The sequence below is a fragment of the Paenibacillus tyrphae genome (assembly GCF_027925525.1).
Taxonomy (GTDB): Bacteria; Bacillota; Bacilli; order Paenibacillales; family NBRC-103111; genus Paenibacillus_G; species Paenibacillus_G tyrfis_B.
Genome location: NZ_BSDJ01000045.1, coordinates 21,298 through 36,504, shown reverse-complemented (window position 1 = coordinate 36,504; position 15,207 = coordinate 21,298). Strand labels below are relative to the sequence as shown.

Genomic DNA, 15,207 nt, shown 5'->3' with positions numbered 1-15,207 from the left:
CTTCCGCTCGGTCTGTCCTTTTTCGTTTATTTCGCTTGGCCGTACACAACTTCGCCTTCGATCATCGTCCAGCGGACGTTATAGTCCACGTCCAGCATTACGATATCGGCGTCGGCGCCCGGCTCGATCCGCCCCTTGCCGGTCAAGCCTAGAACGCGGGCCGGCGTCGTCGAAGCCATCGCGACGGCTTCATGCAGCGGGATGCCCAGCTCTACCGTCTGGCGGAGCGCCATGTTCATCGTGACCGTGCTGGAGGCAAGCGAGCCGTCCTGCAGCCGGGCGACGCCGTCCTTCACCTCCACCTGATGGCCGCCGAACAGGTACGATCCGTCGCCAAGCCCCATCGCCTGCAGCGCATCGGTAATAAGCACCATGCCTTCCGGGCCTTTCACCCGATGCATCAGCCGGATGATGGCCGGATGCAGATGGACGCCGTCGACAATCGCTTGCAAGCTGACACGTTCGTCCTCAAGCGCCGCGACGATGAGACCGGGCTCCCGGTGATGAATCGGCCGCATCCCGTTGAAGCAATGCGTCATGTGGCTGGCGCCCAGCGCGAACGCCTCTTTCGCTTCCTCGTAGGTCGCGTCGGAGTGCGCCAGAGCAACGATGATTCCTTTGGCAGCCAAATACGCCACAAGCTCTTTGCCGCCGGGAAGCTCGGGAGCCAGCGTCACCATCTTCATCAGATCGCCCGTCTGCCGGAGGATCTCTTCCATTTCTGCGAGATCGGGATGCCGAAGGTAGCGCTCGTTCTGCATGCCTTTCCGCTTCGGATGCAGATATGGGCCTTCCATATGGATTCCGGCAATTCGCGCTCCGGGTTCATGCCCAGCCACACGCCGCACGCTCTCGATCATCGCGAGAAGCTGCTCGATCGTCGAGCTGACCGAAGTCGCCAGAAACGAAGTGCAGCCGGTCCGCACGCAGGCGCGGGACACCGCTTCGATGCTTTCGGGCGCGCCGTCCATCATGTCGAACCCGTCCGCTCCGTGGATGTGGACGTCGATCATCCCGGGAATCAACACCCCTCCTTGGCCGTCGATGACGTTCGGACCCTCATGGCCCCCTTCCTTCACTTCGGCAATCCGCCCGTTCTCAACAAGCACGGAAGCCAGCGGCAGCACTTGATCTGCAAGTGCAACTCGAACATTCGTTATCCAACGGTTTATCATAGGACGTACGACCTCCAAGTATAATAGGATTCAATCATGGCAGTGACCGGAAATCCGCATCGAACAAAAACCTCTGTCCTGATCCAAGCACTCAGCTCACGGCTTGACGGCCGTCAAAATAAACCGGCTGCACGTCGTATCGATATAGCCGTGCTTGCGAATATGAGCATGTATTTCTCTCAGGGCGCCCTCATACTTCCGGACGGAGAAATCCGGAATTTGCCACGGGATCGCCTGCAGATAATAAATGATGGCACCGATATCGTAGAACCTTGTCTTCGTGCGTTCCTCGTCACGTAATGTAATCCGCAGTCCGGCACGCTCCAGCCCCTCCGCCGCCACTTCTAGGCGCCAATCGGCAAGTTCGAACGGCGGTGCGCCGAGCCAATCGTTGATTTCCCGATCGTTGTCCCCACCCACCTGCTGCGTTAGAAACGTGCCGCCCGGCTTCAGGGTACGGGCGACTTCCTGCGGAGCGAACGATTCGTGACGGTTGATGACCAGCTCAAATCGGGCGTCCTCTAATGCAAGACGATCATCTTCTTTCACCGGCACGACCGGTACGCCCAGCGGCCCCAACAGCGCCGCGGCAACCGGGATATTCGGCTCGTAGCCTTCGGTCGCCACAGTATCCGCCGGAAGCGGCGCGAGCGAAGCGAGAAACTCCCCCCCTCCCGTGCCCATGTCCAGCAGCGACCGGACGGCGGACAGCCGTTCCCTGACGTGAACGTAATAATTCCAGCGAAGCGGAAACTCTCGCATTCTTCCCGTATCGGTAAGATGCGAGAAATCCCATCCGGCAAACGGTTGATCGGTCTCATTCAAATAGTAATCGAATTCGGTTGGAGCAGGTTGAACCACCTTTTTCACCCCTGTTCTCGTTATGAAAACAAAAAAATAGCGCCGCGCCGCCGCAACGTCAAAGCGTCCGACGGGCCTCGCTATTCATTATGGAGCAAATTTTCATTTATTTCAACATAAATAAATTATTTTTCCTTTTTTTAACCCGGAATAACCCGCCGTGCGAACAAGAAGTGCTGGTACCAATACTCTCCTTCTTTCTCGTCCTTATGAATATTGCTGATCACTACGCCGATCCCGGGCTGGTACGTATGAAGAATTTTTCCTTCCCCCATATAGATCCCCACATGCCGGACTTTATTGAGACCCGTTTCATTCGGAAAATCTTCGTCCGAGAAAAACATCAAGTCGCCCCGCCGCATGTTCATAAATGCAATTTCCGTTCCTTGTACCGCTTGCTCTCTGGCGTTGTAGCCTAACGAGACCCCGTGGTGACCGTACAAATATTGAACGTAGGACGAGCAATCGAACGCCTTGTCGTGAAACCGTTCCGCCCCGTAGACGTATGGAGTCCCCATATACTTGGCGCCCTCCGCGATAATGGCATCGGCCGTTGCGCGCCACGATTTGCCGCCGCCAGCTTCCTTCATGCGCACGCCGCTGTCCGGTGTGGGCGGCAAGGCCGTTTGTTCACCCGGCACGTTCGAGTTGATCCGGCTTTTCGGCTGTGGTTGACTGCAGGAAGCAGCCGCACCTGCAACGAATAGCAGGACGGATAGCGTCCATACGATGCTTTGCCATGATTTGACCATGCAATCCCTCCTCCTCCCTATTGTGAAAATAGGGAGCCGAGGCTATGCGAGGGAATTGATGGCGTCTGAGGCACGGACAGCAGGATTGCAATCTACAAGATCGGCGACAGCAGCCGGGTGACCGACTCGCGCGCGCGGTGAAAGCGCGGACGGCTGTAATACCGCTCCAGCGTCAATTCCGTGCAGTGCTTCAAATCGTGCTCAAATATTTTTTTCAGCTTGGATACGGTTTTTCCCCCGTAGATTAAAGCATTGACTTCAAAATTGAGCTTAAAGCTGCGGATATCGATATTGGCCGTTCCGACGGAACCAACCTTGCCGTCGGCTACAATCGTCTTGGCATGAATGAAGCCCCGGTGATACAAGTAGCACTTGACGCCGACATCGAGCAGATCTCCCAAGTACGAGAACGACGCCCAATACACGATTTTATGATCGGGTACGGCAGGAAGCATAATTTTGATGTCGACCCCGGATAACGCGGCCATCTTCAACGCATTCAGCAGACTTTCGTCAGGAATAAAATACGGCGTCTGCAAATAAACGGACGCCTTGGCGGAGTTGATCACTTTAATATAGGCGTTCTTGATCTGCTCCCGGTCGTTGTTGGGGCCGCTCGACAAAATTTGCACCCCGGCATCCCCCTCATGAATCGGCAGCGGAAAATACTCCTCGATCGGGTTCAGCTTAAGCCGTGAAGCGAGATTCCAATCCATAATGAACTGTGCCTGCATTTGAAGAACGGAGCTGCCTTCGATTCGCAGATGCGTATCCCGCCACGGGCCGAACCGCGAATCCAGTCCCAGATACTCATCCCCGACGTTAAACCCGCCGATGTAACCGCACGTTCCGTCGATGATCGCCAGCTTCCGGTGGTTCCGGAAGTTCAACCGCATGTTCACATACGGAATACGGGACGGGAAAAAGGCGGACGCCTGCCCGCCCGCCGCCAGAAGCGGCCGGAAGAAATGTTTGGATAGTCCCGCACACCCGATATCGTCGTATAAAAAACGGACCTGCACGCCTTCCTTCGCCTTTTCGCTGAGCGCGGCGATCAGCCTCCGGCCCAATCCGTCGTCCCTGACGATGTAATACATCAGATGAATGTGATGCTTCGCCCCGGCGATCGCCTCGAAGAGCGAGTCAAATTTGCGGTTCCCTTCCGTAAAAATGTCGATCCGGTTATCCTGCGTAAAGAAGGCATAGCCGTTCTGCAAATTCATATAGATCATATCGTGGTAATCAGCCATAACCGGGTCGTGGTATTCAATCCGGCGCATGGCGACCGCTTCAATCTGCTTCTCGACCAGCAGCGCCATGTTGTGCAGCTGCGCTTCCTGCGCTTTATAAATTTTGCGCTTGCTGAGGTTTTGCCCGAACAGCAAATAGGCGACGAATCCGATCCCCGGCAAAAACAGCAGGACCATCAGCCACGCCCAGGTGACTCCGATATTTCGTCGCTCCAGGAAGATGACGGCAAACGCAAAGATGATGTTGATAAACGAAAGCACGAAGTACAAATTTCCGAAGATGTTCAAGCTGCCAGCCACCTTTTTTTCACTGCCCAACGGACCTTATGGTCCTCTCATTGTAGCACCGGACCTTGACCTGGGCAACAGGGTAGAGCCGTCGCTGCAGATTGAAAACATGCCGGAAAAAGCATACAATAATCGATGATCATCATTCTTGATTTCATTATTTATCGGACTGGTTTGGAGGAGCAGAACTTATGAATATTACAATTGCGGAAGCGCTGCGCCGACGTAGAGCCGTGCGCAATTTTCAAGCCCGCGAAGTCGAAACGGAAAAAATCGAAAAGCTGCTGGAGGCCGCGACTTCGGCGCCGAACGACCGGCTTCGAGAGCCGTGGCACTTCTATGTGGTGCGCGGCGAGGCCAAGGAGCGTTATACGGAGCTGGCGCTTGCCTTCCTGCAGGAGCGGTTTCCTACGAAGCCGGAGCTGATCGAAGCTTCCATGACGGCGGTCCGGAATACGCCGCTTCTTATTATTGTCGCGTCGGATATCGTGCCGGGCGATGCGGAAGCGTCCGAGGATAACGAATACGCCGTTGCCTGCGCCATCCATTCCATGTGGCTGGCCGCTGACGAGCTTGGCCTTGGGATGGTTTGGAGAACCCGGGGCGTGGGCTTGGTCCGGGACGAAAGGCTTCACCGTTTTATAGGCGCAACGGAAGGGCAGAAAATCATAGCCACGCTTTGCGTCGGCTACCCCGAAGGTGAAGCTGCGCCGACGAAGCGAACGCCGTTCACGGAAAAAACCACGTGGCTGTAATCTGAATCGCAAAAAGGACGTGCCCCATGCTTTTATCACATGGAGACACGTCCTTTTTTCATGAAGCCGAAGCCGCCAGACCCGGCTCCTTAGGCTTGACCGGTCAAACGTTCCTTCGTATCGGTTTCGATGCCGCCCAGCCGTTTCTCGAACGTTTTGCGCCAGCTGTCGGACAGCTGATCAATAGCCAGCAAGGCGCGCATTCCTTCTGCGTTGTGCTTCTCATGATGCATAATGCGGTTGCCGAACGTAACCGTTCTGCCGTGCGGATGACGCTCCAGTAAGATTAGCTCGTCCCCTGCTGCGACGTTCCCTTCCTGCAGCACCCGGAAGTAATAGCCGGTATAGCCGGTGTTCTGCACCAAGAGCGGCAGTTCGGGTACGCCGTATTTGACTGACAGCTTAAAACAAGGCTGCCTCGGCTGACTGACCTGCAAAACGGCACCGCCCACCTGGAACGTATCCCCGATGCAGACGTCGTCTTCCAGCAAGCCCTGCGTCGTCAAATTTTCTCCGAATGCACCATACTGCAGCTCTCTTCCGAGCTGCTTGGCCCAATAAGCATAATGCTCGTAAGGATAGACGCACACCGCCTTGTCAATGCCGCCGTGATGTACGAGATCCGCCTGTCCGTCCCCGTCGAAATTCAAGGAAGACAAGAACACCTCACCCTCGACCGGATGCTTGTTAATGCCCGTGGACACTTCCTTTTTCTCAAACGGAACGGACTGCGGTTTGCCTACATTGAGAGAAACAAGCTTGATCATTCTTTGTTCCAGCTCCTGCCATCGAAAATTGCATTATTCATTCCACTATACAGGAAAATACGCCGGTATAAAAGAACCAATCGGAGCGTAGTGTAGAGCATCCAATTCCAATTTTCATTCCTATTCCCGGGCGATCAGTCCGCGAACGTTGCGTAGAGCAGGTAAATGTTCAAGACGGCGATAAAGATCGCCACAACCCAGGATAAGACCGACAGCCACGGAGCGTTGACGAACTCGCCCATTTTTTTCTTGTCGCTCGTAAACTTAACGAGTGGTATGACGGCGAACGACAGTTGGAAAGATAAGATAACTTGGCTGAGAATGAGCAGCTTTGCCGTTCCGCTCTCTCCCGCAATCGCCGTGACGATGACGGCAGGGATGATCGCGATCATCCGCGTGATCAAGCGGCGCAGCCACGAAGGCATCCGGAAGTTGAGGAAGCCTTCCATGACGATCTGTCCGGCCAGCGTCCCGGTTAACGTCGAGTTTTGTCCGGAAGCCAGAAGCGCTACGCCGAATAAAATACTTCCGAGGGCCGTTCCCAGCAACGGCGTCAGCAGTTGGTAAGCATCGTTGATTTCCGCCACTTCGGTTAAGCCCGCCCGGTGAAAGGTCGCAGCCGACAAGATCAGAATCGCCGCATTAATGAATAGCGCGAAAAACAAAGCGATGGTCGAGTCCCAAGTAGCATATTTGATCGCCTGCCGCTTCCCGGCCGTCGTCTGCTCGAATTGCCGCGTTTGCACGATCGACGAATGAAGGTACAGGTTATGCGGCATAACGGTCGCGCCCAAAATACCGATGGCAATGTACAGCATCGCCGGATTGGTGACGATCTGCGTGGTCGGAACGAATCCCAAGGCGATACCGCCGATGTCCGGCTTGGACAAAAAGATTTCGACCGCGAAGCAGGCGCCGATCGTCGCGATCAGCACGATGACCAACGTTTCGATATAACGGAAACCCTTGTTTTGCAGCAGCAGCACAAGCAGCACGTCCAGCACAGTGATCATAACCCCGTACAGCAGCGGGATGCCGAACAGCAGTTGCAGCGCAATGGCGGAGCCGATGACCTCGGCCAGATCGCACGCCGCAATGGCCAGCTCGCACAGCACCCACAGCATCATCGAGACCGGCTTGCTATAGTGGTCGCGGCACGCTTGTGCAAGATCCCGCCCGGTGACGATTCCAAGCTTCCCGGCCAGCGCCTGCAACAGGATCGCCATGAGATTCGAGATCAGAATAACCGATAGCAGCGAGTAGCCGAATACAGAGCCTCCGGCAATATCCGTAGCCCAGTTCCCCGGGTCCATATACCCTACCGCAACCAAGTAACCGGGTCCGGCAAAAGCCAGAAACTTTTTGATCCAGCTTCCGCTCTTCGGGATTTTCAAGGAACGGTATACTTCCGGCAGCGTATGCTGCGTTCTTTCCAATCTCCAGCCGCTGCCATTCTCTGTACGCTCTTTTCTTTTGGTTCTCGGGCTTTGTTCGATTTTCGTTTGTACTCCCAGTTCTTCATTCATGGTCTACACCTCAATCTGTATATATTCCAACAACAAGATGCCCCAGTCAAAAAATGATGTCATTATCTAACATTCATGTCCCGGGCTAAATTTGTTGTCCTAGTGCAACTTTTGGAGTAAAAAAATAGTCGTAGAAAATACTATTCAGATTAAAATAATTCTATACTAAAAATTTTACTCGTCTATTCGATTTCGTCAAGAATTATTTTTTAGGAGGCGCAGCGGGAATAAAACCTTGACTGAGAATCTAGCGGGAATACATCCGCAGCATGGCGCATATCGTAGGAAACAGCGTTCCATTCGTGGGAGCGACCATCGAAAGCGAAAGGGTTGGATGAAACGATGTGGGAAAGCGTGCTAAAAAAAGATCAGTTCGAGATTCGGATGAATCCGACGTACAAGTCGATCCTGTTCCAGGTTTCGGACACGGCAGGGTCGGAAGGCAAGCCGGCGCTGGTGTTGAACCAGGCCGAGCTGTTCGAACTGCTGCACGCCTTTCTGGCGATCAACCGCTCCTTTAACCGGGAGACCATGTACTATGATGAGGAGCCTGACGGCGCCTAAGCAAAAAAAGAAGGCCGGATACGCGCACATGAATAGCGCTGCCCGGCCTTCGCTCCATTTGGACGAAGATGCTGATTCGTTCACTGCCCAACTTCCGATGCCGCCGCCAGCTGACGGTACAAGTCGGCATATTGCTGGGCCGATCTGCGCCAGCTGAAATCTTTTTTCTTGATGTTGTTCATCAAGTTCGTCCACACTTCCGGCTCCCGATATAACCGGACGGCGCGTTCGATCGTGTACAGCATGTCATGGGCGTTATAATTCGTAAAGCTGAAGCCGGTCCCTTCCCCGGTCGTTTCGTTATAAGGCGTCACGGTGTCCCGCAGCCCGCCGGTCTCGCGGACGATCGGGACGGAGCGGTACCGCATCGCAATCAACTGGCCGATCCCGCACGGCTCGAACAGCGAGGGCATCAAGAACAGATCCGACCCGGCATAAATTTGACGGGCCAGCGCTTCGTCGAACAAAATTTTCGCCGACAGCTTGTCTGGAAACGCACCTGCGGCCCAGCGGAACAGCTCTTCGAACCGCGGCTCTCCGGTGCCCAGCACGACCCACTGCGCGTCAAGCGCCATCAGCTCGGCGATCACCCGGTCGATGAGCGCCAGCCCCTTCTGGTCAACCAGGCGCGTCACCAGCGCGATCAACGGCACGTCCTTGTCGGCCGGGAGGCCAAGGCGCTCCTGCAGCTTCAGCTTGTTCTCCTGCTTTTTCGCATAAGAATCCCGGTAATTGACCTCGAGATGCGGGTCCGTCATCGGGTCGAATTCCTCGTAATCGATCCCGTTCAGTATGCCTTGCAGCCGGCCGCTTTGGCTGCGCAGCAGCCCGTCGAGATGCTCCCCGTAATACGGCGTCTGAATTTCTTCAGCATACGTCGGGCTGACGGTCGTAATATAATCCGAGTACAGCAGACCACCCTTCAGAAAGCTCGCGCCGTCGTGCATCTCCAGCGCATACCCGTGCAGATGCTCTTCGCCCAGGGCAAAAAAGTCCTGGAACTGCTCCTTACCGAAGACGCCCTGGTATTTCAGGTTATGAATCGTAATGATCGTTTTAAGATGGGAATACAGCGGCTGATGACTGAAATGCGCCTTGTACAGCACCGGAATCATCCCTGCCTGCCAATCGTGGCAATGAAGCAGATCCGGCATATAATCGATATGCAGCAGAGCGTCAAGCACGGCGCGGCAGTAGAAGGCGAATCGTTCCGCATCGTCACCGTAGCCGTAGCAGCCCTTGCGCTGGAAATAATATTCGTTGTCGACAAAATAAAACGTAATTCCCTCGTGCTCCAGCCTCTGAATGCCACAGTATAAGCTTCTCCAGCCCATCTGGAGAGTAAAGGAAGCGACGGTTTCCATCTGTTCCGTGAAACGTGCCGGAATGTCCTCGTACTTGGGCAGAATGACCCGGACGTCGATCCCCTGCTTCGCCAGCTCCTTGGGCAGCGAGCCGATGACATCGGCAAGTCCTCCCGTCTTGACAAAAGGTACGGCTTCTGACGCGGCAAATAACACTTTCATGGCTTCCTCATCCCTCCTTTTTAAAATCCGGTGAATCAACAAACCGCTTCGCGAGCGGACCGTTCCTCCGATCGCCGTTCCACCCCGGCCTGACATGCCTCCGGAACAATTCCGCCCGCTTCGCTTGCTTTCACCGTTATATCTTAAATCACCTTCGTCTTCGAAGCGATAAACGGCGCTTGTTTATCGCCGGTCAGCACGCGGCCGCGGCTGATAAACACGTCTTTGTCCAAGATCGCATTCTCGATAATGACATTTTCTTCGATCTCGCAGTTTTGCAGAATGATGCTGTTTTTGACGTATGCGCCCTTGCGGATTTTGACCCCGCGGAACAGGATGCTGTTCTCCACCTTGCCTTCGATGATGCAGCCGTTAGCGATCAGCGCGTTGCGGGCATGGGCGTTCTCGGCGTAGCGAGCCGGGGGTTCGTCCTTGACCTTGGTGTAGATCAGGTTCTTCTGGAAGAACAGCTCGCGCCATATTTTCGGGTTGAGCAGTTGCATACTGTGCTTGTAGTAGCTTTGGATCGTGTTCACTATGCCAGTATGGCCTTCGTGCAGGTAGCCGTAAACGCCCAGCTTGTCGACGTTCTTCATAATCCCGTCGCGGACGAGATGGTCGTAGCCTTGGGCGAGGCATGATTCGACCATATCGAGCAGCAGCTCCTTGCTCATGACGTACATTTCCATGGAAACGTTGTCGGTGCGCAGACGCCCCGAATGATCTTCGATCACCGTGACTCGGCCGTCTTCCTTAATAGCCATCCGGCGGAAGGAGGCGCATTCGTCGTTGTCCGATTTTTTGTAGACGACCGTGATGTCGGCGCCCTTCTCCAAATGGTAGTCGAGCACAGCATTGTAGTTGATATTACAGACGATATGGCTGCGCGAGATGATCACATAATCCTGCCGCCCACGGTAAAAGTAATCGCGGTGGCTGTAGAACTGGAACAGGTCGCCCCGCGCCAGTCCGGTGTCCCCGTGAAGGACGGCGGGCAGGATGAACAATCCGCCGCGCTTGCGGTCCAGGTCCCATTCTTTTCCAGACCCGAGATGGTCCATCAGAGACCGGTATTTATGCTGTGTGAATACAGCGACATTTTCAATGCCCGAGTTCACCATGTTGGACAATGCAAAATCGATCAGCCGGTATCTGGCGCCGAACGGCACCGACGCGACGCACCGGGAATACGTCAGCTCCTCCAAATCGTCCCGCTCGTTGACAAGATTGATTACGCCCATCATTCGCTTCATGCGGCTTCACCCTTTCCCAGAGGCGCTAGTGGCCCTGCCGATACGCTCGTTGCTACCGATCAACACGATATCCCCGCCGCCGTCCCCGTCCGGTTGTCCGATGACGCACCCGTCTTCCACAACCGTTCCTTCGCCGATAATCGCCTTATGGATGCTCACGTCGCTGCCGATCGTCACGTTCGGCATAATGACGGAGTCCCGGATGACGCTGCCCTCGCCGACCTCCACGCCGTAGAACAGCACGGAATGATCGACCTCGCCGAACACGCAGCAGCCTTCGTTGACCAGCGACCGCCGCACCTGCGCCGTCGGGGCCACGTACTGCCCGGGCTGGCAAGGATTAACCGAATAAATGCGCCATTCCCTATCGTTCAGGTTGAATTCGGGCTCATCCTCCAGCAGGTCCATATTGGCTTCCCACAAGCTCTGGATCGTTCCAACGTCCTTCCAGTAGCCTTCAAACGGATACGCAAAGAGCGGCCGCCCATCGCTCAGCATCAGCGGGATGACGTCTTTGCCGAAGTCCTTGCTCGATTCGGGATTGGCCTCATCCTTGATCAAGTATTCCTTGAGCGCCTGCCAATTGAAAATATAGATGCCCATCGAAGCCAGGTTGCTCTTCGGCTCCTTCGGCTTCTCGGCGAACTCGGTAATCCTGTCTTCGTCATCCATACTCATCAGGCCGAAGCGGCTCGCTTCCTCCCACTTCACTTCGATGACGGCGATCGTGCAGTCGGCCGCTTTGCTTTTATGGAAGTCGAGCATCCGGTCGTAATCCATCTTGTAAATATGATCGCCGGAGATGACCAGCACGTACTCCGGGTCGTACTGCTCGATGAACGAAATGTTGCGGTAGATTGCGTTCGCCGTTCCCTTGTACCAATCGCCGCCGCTCTGCTCCATATAAGGGGGCAGCACCGTCACGCCGCCGCTCTTGCGGTCCAAATCCCACGGCGTTCCGATACCGATATACGTGTTCAGCACCAGCGGCTGGTACTGCGTCAGGACACCGACCGTATCGATGCCCGAGTTCGTGCAGTTGCTGAGGGTAAAATCGATGATCCGGTATTTGCCGCCAAAATGAACCGCAGGCTTCGCCAGCTTACTCGTCAGGACGCCCAGACGCCTTCCTTCCCCGCCGGCCAGCAGCATCGCCACACACTCTTTTTTACGCATCGGCTTTCCCCCTCCTCATTGTCGCATTGGTACGCTTGCGCTTGATTTTGACGGGCTTGAAGATGACGGCCGCCAGCGGTGGCAGCGAAATATGCAGGCTGTCCTGCCGGTCGTGCCACGGGATGTTTTCCGTCCGCAGCATGCCCTCGTTCAGCTTGCCGGAGCCGCCGTATTCGCCTGCGTCACTGTTGAACAGTTCCACGTACTCTCCGGCGAACGGAACGCCGATCCGGTACGTCGCATGATACACGGGCGTAAAGTTGCAGACGATCACGAGCACGTCCTCCGGATTGCCGGAGCTGCGCATAAACGTCGTCACGCTCTGACGCTGGTCGTGGGGGTCGATCCAGGCGAACCCTTCCGGTTGATGGTCCAGCTCCCACATCGCAGGCTCGCGCAGATACAATTGGTTCAGGTCCCGGACGTACCGGTGCATGCTGCGGTGGCTGTCGTAGCCAAGCATCTCCCAATCCAGATCCTCCAGGTCCTTCCATTCGTCAAATTGTCCGAATTCGCCGCCCATGAACAGCAGCTTTTTGCCCGGATGGCCCATCATATAGCCGAAGAGCACCCGCAAATTCGCGAACTTCCGCCAATAATCCCCAGGCATTTTGTTGAGCAGCGATTTTTTGCCATGCACCACTTCGTCGTGCGACAGCGGCAGCACATAATTTTCGGAGAAGGCGTACATGAAGCTGAACGTCAGCAGCCCGTGGCTTCCGGAACGGAAATACGGGTCCGTCTCCATGTACTTCAGCATGTCGTTCATCCAGCCCATGTTCCACTTGTAGTTGAACCCGAGGCCCCCGGCGTCAACCGGCGCCGTCACAAGCGGCCAGGCGGTCGAATCTTCGGCCATCATCAGCGCATCGGGATAACAAGCGAATACCGTGCGGTTCAATTTTTTCAGGAAAGCGATCGCGTCGGGATTCTCGTCTCCTCCGTCGACGTTCTTGATCCACTGCTCGCGCGGCTTGCCGAAATTCAGATAAAGGAGGCTCGCGACCGCATCGACGCGCAGTCCGTCAATATGGTACATATCCATCCAGAACAGTGCGTTCGAGATCAGGAAGTTAACGACTTCCGGCTTGGAAAAATCGAAGGCGAGCGTGCCCCATTCGGGCTTCTCGGCTAAGAAGGGATCGCTGTGCTCATAAAGCGGCTGGCCGTCGAACTGCCGCAGCCCGTGCTCGTCTTTGACGAAATGGCCCGGCACCCAGTCCATAATGACGCCGATCCCCGCCCGGTGGCAGCAGTCGACGAAATACATGAAATCTTTTGGGGTGCCGAAGCGGCTGGTGACCGAATAGTAGCCGGTTGCCTGGTAGCCCCAGGACCGATCGTAAGGATGTTCGGCAAGCGGAAGCAGCTCGATATGGGTGTACCCCATCTCTTTCACGTAATCGACCAGTTCGCTTGCGAGTTCACGGTAGGAATAGTAGGCACCGTCGGGCTTTTTTTTCCAGGTGCCGAGATGCACTTCATAGATGTTTAACGGGGAGCGGTAGACGGATTGGGACGTTTTGCGCGATTGCCATTCCTGGTCGGTCCATTCGAAGCCGTCCAGGGAGCAGATGCGTGAAGCCGTTCCCGGCTTGAGCTCGGACCAAAACGCGTAAGGATCGGCTTTATACTGCAGCGTTCCGGCAGAGGTGACGATTTCGTATTTGTAGTACTCTCCTTCCCGGACATCGGGCACGAACAACGACCAGACGCCCCAGGTGCTGACCTTGTGCATCGCATGACCCGAGCCGTCCCAGCAATTGAAGTCGCCGATTACCCGGACCTCACGGGCGTGAGGAGCCCAGACGGCGAAGCGGACGCCGCGTTCCCCCTCAGACTCGGCCAGATGGGCGCCAAGCATCCGATAGCTTCGGAATAAATTGCCTTCGTGGAACAGATACAAGTCCTCCGGACCGGGGATCAAGCTCATCACGTTCCGTTCATCCCCCTTTTCGATGATTGTTTCTGTCTCTACTTACACAAATACTACGCGATTGAATAAATTCCTGTCTGAAAAGTGCAAATTCTTCGTGAATTCAGAATTTGGCAAAAACGGCGGCAATCCGAAAAAGATGAAAAAAAGGATTTTGCTTCCCTTTGTGGAAGTAGTAAGTCACCCCCAAAGAGAGAGGATGGATTAATGTATGAATGACAAGCTGAAAGGTTTGGCGCTGGGCTTATCGCTGGGCGTCATGCTGACGGGATCGGTCGCCTATGCGAGCGGCACTCAAATTGAGGTATATTTTAAGCAGCTCAAATATATGTTCGACGGTGTAGAGAAAAAACCGACCGCCGAGCAGGGGCAAGGTTTCATCTATAACGGCACGACCTACGTGCCGCTCCGATTCGTCAGCGAAGCGCTCGGCAAGGAAGTAAGCTGGGACGAGAACAGCGGGACGATCTGGGTCGGCAAGCAAGGCGATCCGAACGCCGTCGTCGCAACCTACAAGGGCGGGCAGATTACATGGGGCGAGGCCAACAAGTTCACTTCGGTCTTGCACTTGCTGAACAATTCCGGAGAGGTTGACGAAGAATTCCTAAAGCATATGATCGCCTACAAAGTGTTAGCCGGGCGGATTACCGCGGAGCAGAAAGCCGCCCTCCCTGCTGAAGTCGACAAAGAATACGGGGAAATAAAAAAATATTGGGCCAAACGGTACCAAACCGAGGACATTGCCTCCTTGCTGGCCAAGGAAGGATTGAGCGAACAGGATGTCCGCGACTACCTCGGCCTCTCCCTCGCCGCCGGAGAGGCCCTCTCCGCCCAAGCGACCGACGCGAAGCTGAAGGAAACCTACGATGCAGCCATTGCTGCAAAAACCGGCGAGTTCGTAGAAGCGTCCGTGCGGCATATTTTGATCGGCTTCAAGGACGCCGAAGGCAAAGAGCGCTCGAAGGACGATGCCAAGAAGCAGGCGCTAGACATTGCCGGGAAGCTGAAGAACGGCGAGGATTTCGCTGCTCTCGCCAAGCAGTACACCGACGACCCGGGCTCCAAAGATACGGGCGGGCTGTATGAGAACCAGCCGGTAACGGACTGGACCGAGGCGTTCAGGAAAGCGGCTGTCGAGCTGGAACTGAACAAGATCAGCGAGCCGATCGAGACGGAGTACGGCTACCATATCATGCGCGTCGAAGCCCGTTCCACACAGTCGTTCGACGAAGTGAAGGACGAGATGAAGAGTGTAGCGCTGGAAAAAGCCTACGATACGTTCATGGAGCAGGAGCTGCCGGGATTAATCGAGAAGCTGGACCTGCCTAAAGCCAAGTAATACATCTTTACGAAAAAAAATCGCACAATAATGAACAAG

The 15,207-nt window shown here is 55.2% G+C and carries 13 protein-coding genes; 3 read left to right on the top strand and 10 right to left on the bottom strand.

Annotated features, from left to right (window positions below; translation table 11 throughout):
- Positions 1-26 precede the first annotated feature (26 nt).
- The 4 genes from nagA to cls all read right to left on the bottom strand — a co-directional run bounded on the left by nagA (position 27) and on the right by cls (position 4,326).
- A complete protein-coding gene (gene nagA, locus QMG93_RS32605; RefSeq protein ID WP_281943999.1) occupies positions 27-1,175 on the bottom strand; it encodes an N-acetylglucosamine-6-phosphate deacetylase in 1,149 nt (382 codons plus the stop codon).
- 96 nt (positions 1,176-1,271) lie between these two features.
- Positions 1,272-2,036, bottom strand: coding sequence for a class I SAM-dependent methyltransferase (locus tag QMG93_RS32600; RefSeq protein WP_281943997.1), 765 nt, complete (start codon positions 2,034-2,036; stop codon positions 1,272-1,274).
- Positions 2,037-2,176: 140 nt separating this feature from the next.
- Entirely contained in the window at positions 2,177-2,788 is a 612-nt protein-coding gene (locus QMG93_RS32595) for a C40 family peptidase (protein ID WP_281943995.1), read from the bottom strand.
- 92 nt (positions 2,789-2,880) lie between these two features.
- Entirely contained in the window at positions 2,881-4,326 is a 1,446-nt protein-coding gene (gene cls, locus QMG93_RS32590) for a cardiolipin synthase (RefSeq protein ID WP_281943993.1), read from the bottom strand.
- A gap of 197 nt (positions 4,327-4,523) precedes the next feature.
- On the opposite strand from cls, the gene QMG93_RS32585 reads away from it, so the two are divergent.
- A complete protein-coding gene (locus QMG93_RS32585) occupies positions 4,524-5,081 on the top strand; it encodes a nitroreductase (RefSeq protein WP_281944023.1) in 558 nt (185 codons plus the stop codon).
- A gap of 89 nt (positions 5,082-5,170) precedes the next feature.
- Here QMG93_RS32585 and QMG93_RS32580 read toward each other — a convergent pair whose 3' ends face one another.
- Both QMG93_RS32580 and QMG93_RS32575 read right to left on the bottom strand, forming a co-directional pair.
- Positions 5,171-5,848, bottom strand: coding sequence for an MOSC domain-containing protein (locus QMG93_RS32580; RefSeq protein WP_281943991.1), 678 nt, complete (start codon positions 5,846-5,848; stop codon positions 5,171-5,173).
- A gap of 134 nt (positions 5,849-5,982) precedes the next feature.
- Positions 5,983-7,284 carry an Nramp family divalent metal transporter gene (locus QMG93_RS32575; protein ID WP_281944021.1) on the bottom strand — a complete coding sequence of 434 codons (1,302 nt, stop codon included), beginning with the start codon at positions 7,282-7,284 and terminating at the stop codon, positions 5,983-5,985.
- Between the two features lie 444 nt (positions 7,285-7,728).
- Here QMG93_RS32575 and QMG93_RS32570 point away from each other — a divergent pair, with 444 nt between their 5' ends.
- A complete protein-coding gene (locus tag QMG93_RS32570; protein WP_281943989.1) occupies positions 7,729-7,938 on the top strand; it encodes a hypothetical protein in 210 nt (69 codons plus the stop codon).
- Positions 7,939-8,018: 80 nt separating this feature from the next.
- On the opposite strand, the gene glgA is transcribed toward QMG93_RS32570, so the two are convergent.
- From glgA to glgB, 4 genes are all read right to left on the bottom strand, one after another.
- A complete protein-coding gene (gene glgA / locus QMG93_RS32565) occupies positions 8,019-9,464 on the bottom strand; it encodes a glycogen synthase GlgA (protein ID WP_281943987.1) in 1,446 nt (481 codons plus the stop codon).
- Positions 9,465-9,607: 143 nt separating this feature from the next.
- On the bottom strand, positions 9,608-10,717 hold the full coding sequence (gene glgD, locus QMG93_RS32560) for a glucose-1-phosphate adenylyltransferase subunit GlgD (RefSeq protein ID WP_281943985.1): 1,110 nt from the start codon (positions 10,715-10,717) through the stop codon (positions 9,608-9,610).
- A 6-nt stretch (positions 10,718-10,723) separates the two neighbouring features.
- Complete coding sequence (locus QMG93_RS32555) at positions 10,724-11,893, bottom strand: glucose-1-phosphate adenylyltransferase (RefSeq protein WP_281943983.1); 1,170 nt, start codon at positions 11,891-11,893, stop codon at positions 10,724-10,726.
- Complete coding sequence (glgB, locus tag QMG93_RS32550) at positions 11,886-13,826, bottom strand: 1,4-alpha-glucan branching protein GlgB (RefSeq protein WP_281944019.1); 1,941 nt, start codon at positions 13,824-13,826, stop codon at positions 11,886-11,888. Before glgB ends, QMG93_RS32555 begins: the two co-directional genes overlap by 8 nt.
- Before the next feature lie 214 nt (positions 13,827-14,040).
- Between glgB and QMG93_RS32545 the strand changes: the two genes are divergently transcribed.
- Complete coding sequence (locus QMG93_RS32545) at positions 14,041-15,168, top strand: peptidylprolyl isomerase (protein WP_281943982.1); 1,128 nt, start codon at positions 14,041-14,043, stop codon at positions 15,166-15,168.
- The last annotated feature ends 39 nt before the right edge of the window (positions 15,169-15,207 follow it).

Coding starts and splice junctions, on each gene's coding strand:
- nagA (WP_281943999.1), bottom strand. CDS start 1,175: ATGATAAACCGTTGGATAACGAATGTTCGAGTTGCACTTGCAGATCAA.
- QMG93_RS32595 (WP_281943995.1), bottom strand. CDS start 2,788: ATGGTCAAATCATGGCAAAGCATCGTATGGACGCTATCCGTCCTGCTA.
- QMG93_RS32580 (WP_281943991.1), bottom strand. CDS start 5,848: ATGATCAAGCTTGTTTCTCTCAATGTAGGCAAACCGCAGTCCGTTCCG.
- glgA (WP_281943987.1), bottom strand. CDS start 9,464: ATGAAAGTGTTATTTGCCGCGTCAGAAGCCGTACCTTTTGTCAAGACG.
- glgD (WP_281943985.1), bottom strand. CDS start 10,717: ATGAAGCGAATGATGGGCGTAATCAATCTTGTCAACGAGCGGGACGAT.
- QMG93_RS32555 (WP_281943983.1), bottom strand. CDS start 11,893: ATGCGTAAAAAAGAGTGTGTGGCGATGCTGCTGGCCGGCGGGGAAGGA.
- glgB (WP_281944019.1), bottom strand. CDS start 13,826: ATGAGCTTGATCCCCGGTCCGGAGGACTTGTATCTGTTCCACGAAGGC.
- QMG93_RS32545 (WP_281943982.1), top strand. CDS start 14,041: ATGAATGACAAGCTGAAAGGTTTGGCGCTGGGCTTATCGCTGGGCGTC.